The organism is Sphingobacterium sp. UBA7249 (assembly GCF_002472835.1).
In the GTDB taxonomy this organism is placed as follows: Bacteria; Bacteroidota; Bacteroidia; order Sphingobacteriales; family Sphingobacteriaceae; genus Sphingobacterium; species Sphingobacterium prati.
Map to the genome: position 1 here is coordinate 1 of NZ_DKST01000007.1, position 13,531 is coordinate 13,531.

6 protein-coding genes are annotated in these 13,531 nt (G+C 42.7%); all 6 read right to left on the bottom strand.

What is annotated here, in order from left to right; genetic code table 11:
- Positions 1–229 (bottom strand): hypothetical protein (locus B4A24_RS04065; protein WP_293942885.1); only part of this gene is annotated, 229 nt, incomplete at its 3' end.
- A gap of 958 nt (positions 230–1,187) precedes the next feature.
- Positions 1,188–3,347: a coagulation factor 5/8 type domain-containing protein gene (locus B4A24_RS04070; RefSeq protein WP_293942887.1), complete on the bottom strand. Its 2,160-nt coding sequence runs from the start codon at positions 3,345–3,347 to the stop codon at positions 1,188–1,190.
- Between the two features lie 4 nt (positions 3,348–3,351).
- Positions 3,352–6,093, bottom strand: a complete 2,742-nt coding sequence (locus B4A24_RS04075; protein ID WP_293942889.1) for a glycoside hydrolase family 2 TIM barrel-domain containing protein — start codon at positions 6,091–6,093, stop codon at positions 3,352–3,354.
- A gap of 18 nt (positions 6,094–6,111) precedes the next feature.
- Positions 6,112–8,043 (bottom strand): 7TM diverse intracellular signaling domain-containing protein, encoded by a 1,932-nt coding sequence (locus tag B4A24_RS04080; RefSeq protein ID WP_293942891.1) that lies wholly within the window; start codon positions 8,041–8,043, stop codon positions 6,112–6,114.
- A gap of 151 nt (positions 8,044–8,194) precedes the next feature.
- A complete protein-coding gene (locus B4A24_RS04085) occupies positions 8,195–10,075 on the bottom strand; it encodes a RagB/SusD family nutrient uptake outer membrane protein (protein WP_293942893.1) in 1,881 nt (626 codons plus the stop codon).
- Positions 10,076–10,088: 13 nt separating this feature from the next.
- Positions 10,089–13,166, bottom strand: a complete 3,078-nt coding sequence (locus tag B4A24_RS04090; RefSeq protein WP_293942895.1) for a SusC/RagA family TonB-linked outer membrane protein — start codon at positions 13,164–13,166, stop codon at positions 10,089–10,091.
- Positions 13,167–13,531: the final 365 nt, after the last annotated feature.

Consider the following 13,531-nt stretch of genomic DNA (forward strand, 5'->3'; position numbering starts at 1 on the left):
TTGTTTTATTTTCTTTCAATATACCCTTAACTGCCTGTGAACTTGACCGATTTATTTTTGCCGGCAGCTGACCTGAGGGTCTTAGGGGCCGGCAATGCGGGGAAAAGTCGGCTGACAGCAGGAGAAATGCGCAGGCAGCAAACAGCTCCGGGATAGAAATCTGCAGCAGAAAGGTTGGGAATGGGGCAGCTTCCGGGCAGGAAAAACGGGGACGCTTCGCTGCAGGCATGATTCTATGGCAGTCCATCGCATAGGCGGGGCCGAAGAATGACAGGCAGCCCCCTGGGATACACCCGGAATCTGGAAAGGGTATGGACCTGGAGACTTAGCGGGGATACGGTGATCCGGAGCGAAGCGGTGACCGGGAAAGACTGCATCATGGTCGGTACTGGCGAACAACAGAAAAACAGATGCCCCCCCCCTGCGGACAGGGCGCTCCGAGGGGATAGGAGGAATAACCCGAAGATTTCCATTCGATAGCCTATGGAGAACATTATTCTTAACTGGCGGACAAATTATCCATTTACTTAGGTTTTAGTTAGGGTTTGTTTAGGTTTTTATTAGGTAAAAGCTAAATTATACCTAATGGATCGCTAACTTAAATCTAACTTATCACTAAATTAAAATCGAACTTGTCCATAACAACGAGTAAAAATGGGGCGATCACAGGTAGTATTTGTGATTTTAGGGCTATGGAATGACCGGGATCATATAATATTGTGTGGTATCCTGCGGTTCCCCCTTGGCTAGGGGGGCGAACGGCGTTATATCCCAGTTGGAACATTGACATGAATCCATACTGTTTCCGTGCTGGCTCCGAGTCAAGCACATTAAAACGGCACTGGCATTCACGTCGAACTAGACTAACATCTGCATTCAGGTACTTTTAAAGCCGGATTCGGAGTCGAACAGTTCGCCAACCGCAGCCGAAAAAAAAACAAAAACAGGCCAAATACTCGGACTCACTGGCTGGAAACGGAGTTTCTTGAAGTAAAAAAGTCAATATTTTATAAGAACGAATGCGCTTAAAAATATAAAACTCCGAAGCAGCTTGTGTCGTTCGGAGTTTTATCGACTAATTGCCAAATATTAATTGTTCCAATTCCCTGAAAGTCTGTAATTGTCAGAAAGGGATCAAACGATTGAATAAATTTTATATTAATCGTTATCTTTATTCCATATTTGTATTAGGGGAACTCCACCACGTAGATCCTATTATCTCGCCAGGTATTGTATGTACTTTTTTGAATCTGATTAATCACATAACCGTATCCCCGATTTGGGCCATTGGATAGGCTGTTGTTGCAAATATGTCTGAACTTAATGCCGGGTTTTACTGGAGTCTCCACCGAACTTTCAATCCTGATCGCATTTACCAATACATCATATATCCCAAATGCATAAGCTTCATGTTGCTCTACCTGCTCGGCTATTTTATAGGCTGCAAATCCGTCTCGTGTCCCATTATCGCTTCGATATGCAGCCTGATTGGGTGCGTCATAAGGGCTTTCACATTGAAAAAAATACGTGCGACCATGATTTCCGGTCCAATAGGTCTGATACTCCTGAAAATGTTCGTTAAACAAGGCATACATCGTCATATAATCGCCATTAACAACGAGTCCATTCCGTGTAGTGTTGGTATCCCAGCCCACACTGCCCTTTACACCATGATCTGCACGCCATAGCCAAAAGTGGTCGCCGATCACATCATTGCTATTAATAATAACCGACTGGTCCACATGCACTTTATCTGCCCTAAAACCTCCGATGCGCAGAAACAGATCCGCCAACAAGGTCGGATTACGATCATGTCTAACTGACGTTTTTCGCCCGCCGACTTGAATCAGACTATGTGAACTATAATGTGCATCGAACATCAGTGAGGCAACAGTCACCCCATCAACATCGTCAACCAATATCGCTGTAGATGGATTTTCGGCTCCCGGGATCAATGTTGCCAGACCAAGCCCCAATATAATTGTACTCGCCCGGGTAATATGCAATGGCTCAGACAAATTGTACATTCCCGGTGTAATCAGCAGGTGCTTTCCTATCCGCAACTGTCGGTTCATATCCTGCGCTGAAGTTCCTGGCTTCACCACATAAAAATCTTTTTCGATGTCAATCACTTCACCTGCTCCCATATCATTCCGCGAATAGGACACCCCTTTATGCTTGTGTTTCAGTGCCGGACGAAAAACCTTATATCTCCCGTCCTTATCAAAAAAGACAAAAGGTTTTTCGCGAATAACAGGTGTTGTCGGAATCATGGTCACATTTCCGCCCTTTGCCCAATTATTTTGATACGTACTTGTGTCAACAGATGGACCAAAGTCAACACCTTGAAAACAATAATTGTATTTAATTTCCTCAAACTTTCCTCTGCCTTTATTCAAAAATGAATTTCGCGTATACCATTGTTGTTGATTTTTTGAACCTGCGGCTGCCTCAAAATAACAATCAGCGGTATATCCGCCGCTCACCCAGCCATTTTCCCATTGATTGCGCACAACACGTGTGGAATAAATACGGCGTAGAGGAGCCGCCTGTGAGACGGCCCATTTAAATGTCTCTTCTTCCTCGTAGCTCTCCGGGCCAATGACAGACAGGTTTTCTGCCGACCGCCAAAAGGTGCACGTACCATTTCCCTCCGCAAGATGTGGCGGTGTATGGATATTTGAAACCTCAACGTCATATGGAACCTGTCCTAAACCCGCTATCTGCACGTAAAAAGGGATTTTCAATATTCCTGCGTCCCGGTAATCCCCCGACTTAAAGAGCAGGGCATAACGATTGGGGCTGAATTCTTTTCCGAACATCTGGTCATGGAGCTGATTTATCTCCATACCTACACGTTGCTTATCGTCTGTAGGGCTATAAATAAAAGTATTTTCCCCAAAGAGCTGTAGTTCCATGGCCAAGCGTGCAATAGGCTCACCACTTACTGTCTGTATCTCATAGTAATAATCATATGGGCTTCCTTCGATATTTTTATCAATAAACCCGGGCTCAGTGACTTTGGCTATTGTTTGATAATCCCCCAGCCTGCCCTTTGCCCGTCGAATTAAAAAAGGGGCTTTTATTTTTTTTGCAGTCACTCGCTTGCTAAAGTCTAGACTTACATTTCCCTTACTCATGAAGATTTCCTGGCCACCGTCTTTCACAATTGAATTCGCTTCTCTTGATTGACCAAAACGGATTAGGCTCTTATTTTTATCGCTCCGACCTGCAGCAAGGCTTTTGTGAGATGTTTTGTTTTTCGCCAATGGCCTCGGATTTCCTAGGATTGACTGTGTAACCAACAACGTTAAAACGGGAATAATATAGTTTTTAAATCTTAGCATAAGTCTATTTCTTTATAGATGGAGTATTTTCGACTCTTTTAAGTCGTATTGCATTTAGTATCGTTTCTCCTTTTTTGGGAATAAATGAAATCGTCAGATTGTTTTTGTCTATCACCTGCACTAGATATTTTTGCCGCAGTACCCTAAATGCTCCGACTTCATCCAGTACATTAAGGGAACTAACCACTGTTTGCCCATCAATTTGAATGTCAAAAATGCGATTGATAGCTATCTGTTCCTGTTCCTTCTCGCGTTGTTCGAGATCGTAAACAAGATTTTCTTTGTGATTTGGTCCCTGTAATTCAGCAAAAGTCAATTCGATTTCATAATCACCTTTAGGCAGGTCAAACCGATAATACTCCAATCCCTGCAGTTGCGTCTGGAAAAGCGGATCTTCCCAAGTACCGCGAATATTGGTATCACTCCCGAGGTTTTCTCGTCCAGTATTTTTTAAGCGATACTGTTTACCGCCATGATATCCCCAGCTTCCCGCTCGAAAAGGCTGGTCCGGAAGCCATCTATCGCCTTTGGAGTCCGTATACTGACGGTTATCTCCAACATTGATCAATAGCTGCTGCCAACCCCGATCTTTGCTCAGGTCATAAGGCATAACCTCACAGTCGAGAACCATCTTGTCCGTGCCAGTGATTTTGCCCGCGTGAAAGGCCTCCACCTCTACCTTATGCACACCCCGGTTTAAATTTACAGGCCACATCATTACCCTGTCTACGGGAACTTTCACGCCCATAACGATACCATCCAACAACAACTTAACCGAATCGGCATTACTAAATATAGGTATCTTTAACCATCCCGAACCTACCATGGAGGTGCTCGAATCAGACCTCGCACTCCATTTGTTACCATTAGTTACCCCGATTTTTACAAAGGGCTCCTTATTTAAATATGCCTGATATAAAAAATAGGTGTTTTTTGGCTTTCTACCCCACGTTAATAAACCTTTGGTATTGATATGTGGCATACTTTCTTCCCGTGTCTCCGAGTTAAAATCTGAAAGATTCCACGCAGCGCCACCAGAGACAAACGGTTTGTGCAAAATTTCGTTGAGATAACCCTGATGGTACATCAATGCATATTCCACACTCTTATCAAACCGAATCGGTCTATCTGCAGATATCCTATAATCGGCATCAGCACCATATTCAGTCACCAATAGTGGTTTATCGGGGAGTTGTTGGTGGATATGCTCCAATTGCTTCCCAAAATCAGTAATCTTGCCACCATACCATCCCGGATAGAGATTCCAGCCGACAAGCATCGGGACTTTGGTCAGGCCCGTCCGATGGTAGAGATCAAAATTACCGTGGTTGGCGATCATGGTATAGCGCGTTGAATCTTCGGCACGCGTAAGTGTTTCCAATTCCTGTGCCAGTGCTACGACAGATTTGAAATAGGTCTCTTGCCGCTCTTTATCTTTTGGAAAATGGGGGCGAAGAAAAATCTCGTTCATATAGCCCCAGACGATAATGCTTGGATGATTAAAATATTGCCGGATCATTTCTCTTTGCATCTGGAAACTATGTTCAGCAAAGGCAGCACTTTCCGTAATTTCATTGACGAGCGGAATTTCTACGGATGCCAAAAGACCTAAACTGTCGCAGGCTTTCAATATGGCGGGATCTTGAGGATAATGTGCAACACGTAAAAAATTACCCCCCATTGCTTTTAATTTAACAAGGTCTTGTACTTGTAGCGTATCCGGGACAGCAATGCCCATTCCTTCAAAATCCTGGTGTCTGCTTGCTCCGATCAATTTCAGTGGATGCCCATTTAGAAAGAATCCTTTTTGAGGATCAAATGAAAACCAGCGAAAACCAATGGGGTTGTCCAGTCGGTCCAGCAGCTTACCGCTACAATCGTAAATACTCGTCGATAGGCGATAGAGATAGGGCGATTCAGGTGACCATAGACTTGGGGTCTGAATACCTGTGATGTCCATGCGGAAATTGCTCTGTGCATTCGGGTTTAATTTTTCCTTTTGACGCATTTTTTTAATCACTGCCCCTTTGGCATCGACAAGTATACTTTCTACCAATACATACTGTTCGGATAAGCATGAATTTTGGAGATCTCCATGAAGATTGATCGTGCCTTTTCCATTTGCATCTACCTTTGCACTAACGCGCAAACCACTACTTCCGTAGATTGGATCTGTAAAATGAATCTGATCCAACAACAGCAAAAACACCTTCCTATAAACACCCCCAAAAAAAGTAAAATCCCCACTTAGTGGCGCAATATCCTGATTGTAGCGGTTGTTAACCTTAAGGACTATATTATTTTTTTCATTTGAACGCCGATTGAGATAATCGGTAATGTCGACATTGAAAGCAGTATAACCACCAACGTGCTCTTTCACCTGCTTACCATTGACAAATATTATCGATTCCTGATTGGCCGCCCCAACGTGAAGTAAAATCCTTTTATGCGCCCATTCGGTCTTCCAGGTTAGGGTATTTTGATATTGGGCGGCGTCGCGATAATAACCTGGAATATCATCCATAACGTCATGAATATTCCAACTATGGGGGAGGTTGACAGTTTGCCATTTTTGTATTTGCCGAGGGGAACGATCCTGGGAGGCTGTATCTTTCTTAAATTGCCAATTCGACGAGAAATCAATCGAACCTCTACCATCCTGTAGTGTCTGGGCGCTGGCATTCCAAGAGGAAAGTATAAACCCTATACAAAATAAAGTAATAATTTGTTTTAATATAATCTTCATGCATTCTATTTATGTTGGTCAATCCAATACATTTAACACTAATTTTGTCCAACCTGATTTTTCATTTTTTTTATATTTTTTACTATGCGTTGTAAGTATACTTTTCACTTTGCTCGCATAATTCCAACAGGTACTTTGTCTAATACCCAATTTTTGGGAAAGCTTATAGGAAGAAATCTCCCCCTGATGAAAATGTACCAGGTAAACGAGGTAAAAAGCTTTGTTGATCGGTATGCGTACATTTTCGAAAATCGTATTGTTCAACACAGACTCTTCATAGGTACATTTGGTACATCGACGGCTATAAGGCGTTTTACCGGCGCAATAATTATCGTAACCACATTTCATGCAGCAATATTCTTTTTTCCACTTCAATTCCGCCAATATCCTATAACAAGTTTCTTTATCCGGGTATTTTGCCCCGAATTCTTCAAAGTTCATTTCCTTGGAAAGCACGCGATCGTCCGTAATCCGTTCAATATTGGTCTGCAGATTTTTATTATCCTTGGCCAACAATTGATTCATGCGGCGTATTTCTTCCGACTGAGCCATTAAGAGGTTATTCATTTCCTTTAGCTCGCGATTTTGCCCTGTAATGATCTCCGATTTTTCAACCAATTCTTCCGATTTCTGCATGACTTCCAATGTTCGCTCCTTCACTTTCTTTTCCAAATCCCTGTTATGCATTTCATGGAGTTTCTCATTGATCTGCATTTGCTCAATGACTCTTTTTTGTGCCCGCTCTTTTTTATTTTTCAATAGGCGGACTTTATCGCGAATGGCAAATGACAGGAAAGTCATCTCCATAACAAAACCAAATGTTATGCTGTAATGACCAATTGAGCTAGGTAGAAAACGTGCATAACCCAGGACATAAATTACTTTCAGTACAAATCCCAAAAAGAGGAAGGCATAAGCAAGGACGAAATAACGAGCGGGACGGTATTTTTTTCTCCATAGCCATATTCCTGAAAAAAAAGCGACCGATAGCGGAACGATTTCTACAAATTTGTAGATAAACCAATTTTGATTGAAGCACAGGCAATACACAAAAAATAGTATCCTTAAAATAATTACCGCATCCAACAGCTTATTAAGTCTAGGTTCCTTTTGTTTGACATGTAGCAGAGACTTCGTAAACAACAGCGCAAAGACACTGACACAACACACAAAAACCGCGGTTGCATATTGATTGAACCACGGGTTCTCAGGCCATAGGTACTGAAATGCGATCCCATCCGAAGACATCTCATAGAGGCCGACACACAATATATATAAGACATAATAGAGGTATTGGCGCCCCCCTACAGCAAAATACATCAGTAGATTATTGAAACTAAAGAGGATAATCATTCCATAGAACAGACCAAAAGTAAAATATTCGGTCAAGGTGTACTGCACAAATCGCTCCATGGTACGATAGACCAAAATCACATTGACCATCTGTCTTGAGCGTACCTTAAAGTAAGCTTCGTAGGTTCCTTTTTCCAATGCAGGAATCAAAAACTCAAAGTTCTTGTGCATAAAATGCCGGTTCCCAAAATGAATGGAGGCCCCGGTCTGATCGTGCACAAAACCACCCTTTCCATTTGGAATAAATGCTTCCACGAGATCCGCAGTCTGATCGAATAACTCAATGACCCGTTCTCCAGATAACTGTTGTCCAAAATGGATCTTCACCCTAAACCAATAGGTCGAAGACCGATTAAAGTTTTTGGGGTAATACCGTTCGTTAGGAACGAACTGTTGTGATCGCCCTGCCGATTTAATTTCCTCAAATGACAGCCTATTGGTACTGTCTTCCATATAGAATACTTCGGCTGTCTTAAAGATGTGTTCGGCTGTATTGGGATATATCGCAATAGGATTTTGCCCAAATAACCATCCTATCTTAAATAAGAATAGTACAATTACACCTGTTCGTAGTTTCGTGCTGTTTTTGGTGCACATAATTCGCCTTCCCCTTTTTCTTTTGGTTATTTATAGCCGGATAGGTATCAGCGACCAGCGGCTGCCCCTATCCGGAATCATTCTAGATGATCAAAATAACAAAATTATCCTAAAGCATATGATTCGAGATTATCATCTCAAGGTTATATACTTATTCAACAATTTTATCTAACGCCGGCACATTATTTTCTGCTCCTGCGTAGCCCTGATTCTGATTAATCATACCATTTGTATTGAAGCGTTGTGCTGATGCTGGCACCGGCCATAGTACATGGTAGGGGGCAATCTCATAATGAACACCTTGAACAGTAGGAACCTTATTGCGATAAAATGAATTTTTTTCGATAATGCGATCGTAGAAGAAATTGTTCTGTGCGAAATTAGCCATGCTATAGGTCTTACCGTTATAAGCAGCAATACCAGTCTGCGCAAAAATATAGGCAATCCGTGTCAATTCCGTTTTTCGTGGTTCTTCCCAAAACAGTTCCCGTGCTCTTTCATCCAGTACTGTACCGATATTGATCCGGGCGGCATTTTGCAGCAGTTCCGCATTCGCGCGTCCGCGTACCGCATTGATATCGGCCATGGCCTGTGCCTGTTGTCCTTTCCAGATATAAGCCTCGGCCCGTAGTAGATAGGTCTCCGCTAAGCGGAATACATACCAGTCCGTATTCGTTCCACGCGGTGGATTCCAGTTTGGATCCTCGGCATATTGGTTGGTCGAGTTGATGAACACCTTATAATGAGGCCAGCCAAACCAGTGACGAATGGTATCCAATGAGCCATTGGTAAAGACCTTATTGATGTTTTCCGCGGTATACGGCTGGATTGGCTGCCCATAAAGTTTACTGATTTCCGGATCTTTAGAATTTTTTATTGCGGGATTATTATAGACAAGATCTGTCATGTCCATCCACATCCCTTTGGCATGACGATAATCTGTCTGATCTGTCCATATTTCTTTGGTACTGTAATACGTTCCGCGGTACCGCCCTATTCCCCGTCCATACATGCGTGTCAGGGGAATTTCAGCATTTACAGCATCTACAATAGCCTGTAAGCCGCCTTGGGGTATTTTGAGGTTTGCAAAGTGCCAGGCAGGTACGGTGTTGCGCATCAATTGGGAGCCCAGATCCGTCCGACCTTGCAATGTTTGACGATCGATCACCAAAAATAATGCTTCTTTATTTGCAGGAATCGCTTTGTTATCCATGCGATGGAGATCCCATATAACATTTTTGGAAAGATCCGCAGCTGTACTTCCGAAACGGTTTTTCATCAATGTATACTTCCCGCCGTCAATAACCTTACTTGCCGCTGCAATGGCACCGTCAAAATCACCCAGCGCCAAATCAATTTTTGCCAGCAAATGATTAACGGCTCCATTAGTAACCTCCCCTTTATTCACACCATCCTTTACCCATTGCTGTGCAAATTCAAGATCATCTTTCATCTTTTTCAAAATCACTTCTCTTTTGGTCGAATAGAAATCATATTTCGGCGCTGTAAGGTCTTTCAACTGTAACGGTACATCTCCAAACTCGTGCACCAGACGATAATAGAAATAAGCCCGATAGAAATATGCCGATCCGAGGATTTCATTTTTTTGCGCTTCTGAGCTGTAAATTGGTCGATTTATATTGCTTATTATCGTATTAGCTGAACGTACAGCAGCAAAAAAATTAGTCCAGTACCAGCCTATTTTATTAAAGTCATCACTATTGAGATTGGCATCCGGCGTAATCAGGGATACAAGATTCTGCGCCGGAGTCGCTTTGTCCGTTGTCCCGTCTACTGCAACGTCTGAAAACAGTGATTCTGTTAATAATGGGGCCGAATCACCGAAAAACTCTACTCTTGAGGCTTTTCCCAGTGCATTGAGTACACCTTTGAGTGCATCAACATTATCCAAATTATCAGGAGAATACTGGGATAACTGGTTTGAATCCAAAAAACTTTTTTTACATCCATGGGTGGTCATCAGTACCATGGATGCAATTACGGCCGTTATTTTAATATTTATCTTCTTCATGTTATCGTAAAAATTAAAGTGACACATTCAATCCAAGTGTGTAATACCTCGGGGTAGGGCCATCATTCTGCGGATCCCAATAGTTCCACACTGGCGCATATACCGCAGCATTATTGACATTCATATATACTTTTAGGTTCCTTACTTTAAATCGTTCTGCGAGTTGCTTTGGCAGAGAATAGGCAAGCGATATATTGTTCAGGCGAATAAAGCTATTTTTCCAATAGACATTGAAACTGGTTCCATTAGCACCGCTACCCAAGCGCGCATAGTCATTTATTGGATTTTCTGGCGTCCAATAGGGTTGAATGTAGGACGTTGAGCGCATGAAGCCCACACTACCCGGATTGTTCTTTGCTTGGTTAAATTGTTTTTTCTGACCCCAATTAGAAATCAACTGGAAGGAGAAGTCTATATTCTTAAACAAATTGAATTCATTGCGGACAGACCAAGTGAAACGGGGTGAGGTATAACCGATAAACTGTTTGTCCTCATCGTTGTATACATAGTCACCATTTAGATCCTCCAGTTTAAAGTCACCTGGCCGAATGCTTGCCTTCGTGTACTTTTTAGCCTCTTCAATCTCATTTTCCTGCCACACACCCGATACCTTATAATCCCAGATAACATCGATATCCTGACCGATAAACCAGCCATTTCCACGATCATCACTCGGGGTCGCCAAACGGACGATCTTATTTCTATTGAGCGAAAGGATAAAATTAGAATTCCATTTTACGGGACCGTCCACCAAATTTCGGCTCGTTAAGCTCACTTCGAGGCCTTTATTTTTCACTTCGGCCAAGTTGGAATAAACAAATTGGTATCCCGAAACACTGGAAAGCGACTGCTTGACCAAGAGATCATTTGTCTTTTTGCTGTACACATCGATTGAACCGCTTAGCCGATCTTTTAATACCGAAAAGTCCAAACCGGCATTGAGCGAGGTTGTCTGCTCCCATTTTAAGTCGGGATTGCCCAACCTGGAATTAACCACTACCGTATTCACTTCCGCAGGCGCGCCATTCGCATCCACAGTCTGATATTTATTGATGGTCAGTTGTGATAAAGCAGCGTATGGATCTACCGTTCCGTTGTCTGGATTGCGTAGGTCCCGGTTCCCATTGATACCGTAAGAAAGTCTTAATTTACCATAATTAAGCCAAGATAAATTCTTCAAAAAAGATTCTTCGGTGAATGTCCATGCTGCTGCCACCGCTGGGAAAGTTGCGCGTTTGCTATTCATCCCAAAAACCGAGTAGCCATCCCTCCGCACAGAAAGGGTCAAATTGTAGCGGTCCATTAGGCTATAATTGACCCGGGCCATAAGTGCATCGCCAGTATACACCTTATCCTCGCTATTGACAGATGGCAGGGTTCCGCTGGCGAGATTATGATACCCCAGATAATCGTTTGGGACGAAGCCCTGATTGGCAGCCTGTGTCCACCAAGTTTGATACTTTTCGGCATTTGCCAATAGTGTTACATCCAGGCTGTGGATTTCAGCAAATTTGCGGTTCCACTTTAATAAGTTATCAATCTGCCAATTGTACCGAGTTTCTTGATCACGACTTGCGGTTCCTCCGACGATGGTGACATTTGGATTGGCCGAAGAACCATGGTTAAAGGTGCGATACATATCAATACCGGGGCTAAAATTAAATTGATAGGTAATTCCAAAAGGCAGGTTGACTTTGGCAAACAAACTTGCGAATAGGGTGTTTTGCTTATTCAACCGGTCGTTATAGGTCATATTGAGAAAGGGGTTCCGTGCGTTCAGTCCACTATCATCTGTGGGAATGCGTCTCAAAGTGCCATCTGCGTTATATTTATCACCATAGGGAGAAAGATTTGTCAATTGACCCCAATCTGCCTCAATAGCGCCTTCGTCACGATCCGCATACTGCACATTGGCTCCCATGCGCAAAAAATTAGTCACTTTACCCTCTAGGTTTAAGCGTGCCCGAAAGGTGCTAAACTCTCCGCCTTCGATCAGATTCTGGTTTTTATTGTAAGCTAAAGACATATAATAGTTGACATCTTCCTTTCTTCCGCTCATACTGACGGTGTGGTCCTGACGTATTCCTGTTCTAAAAATTTCATCATACCAATCCACGGTCTTACCGGCTACATAATTTGCTTTTTCATTTGCCACCAATCCCAGTCTATCCAACCAGATATCGACAGGATCCAGATCTTTATTTCCTCCCGAAAGCCATTGATCTAAAGTTACACCAGCAGAAAGATTACGTGGGTCGTCATAAAAATAAGAAGGCCTAGTACCTCCAGCCCGGCCCACATCTGCACGCCATTTTAGGAACTCAGGTCCATTATATACCCGTTGATTACGTGCCAGCGTTGCCAGTCCCCAGTTTGTATTGGCGGTCAGTATAGGCTTGTCACTTGTACCCTTTTTGGTTGTAATAGCGACTACCCCTGTCGCAGCTTTGGCTCCATATACGGCCAGTGAACTCGCATCTTTGAGTACATCTATGGTTTGTATGTCATTTGGATTGATATCCGAGAGCTGTCCATTGTAAATGATCCCATCCAAGACAATCAACGGCGAGGTAGAGGCACTCAGCGTTGTTTTACCACGAACGAGTAGATCTCCACCGCCCTTTGCCGAGGTATTTTGCGATACACTCAGACCTGCAATATTCCCTTTCAGCAGATCCGCTACACTCTGTGGGTTCTCATTTTCCAGCTGCTCAGCTTTCACACTGGCGATAGAACCTGTAACATCCTTTCGGGATGCCGTTCCATAACCGATAACAACAACTTCGGTCAATTCGGTATTCCCGGATTCCAAGGTAATACTCAGCGAAGACTGCTCGTTGACTTCCTGTTCTTTATTGAGGAACCCGACACTGGATAATACAAGCGTTGATTTGGGATAAACAGGAATAGAGAATCTACCCTGATCATCTGTAGCTGTTCCACCTGAGCGATTTTTAAGCTTGACGGAGACATGCGGTATCGGTTTCCCTTGGCTATCTACCACCGTACCACTGACCGTCCGATTTTGTGCATTTGCCATATAGGTACAGGCAAGTACACTTGAAATCAAGAGCGTTAATTTTTTGGCCATAATTTTTTGGAAATTTAGCGTTGAAATAATTGTTAATTGGTTTATTTATGGTTGCTAAATTAGTTCGATCAGATTAAAAAAACAACAAAAATAAAATATAAAACACTGTAAATTAGATATTTACAATTAAATCCAATACACTTAAATACCAAGTATCACGAATCCTAACTCACTGATCTACAAAACATATAAGGTGAAATCTGATACAACGCTAATACGGTATAAAAACAAGAAATATTTTTACAAATAGTTACCGAGTTGTCCAGGGATGGATCGTACTAACAAAGCGAGGAAGCTTTATGGGAATAGATTACCTGAGCTTGAAAAAGTAATATTAAAAATAGAAACGGGGATGGTCTTGCACG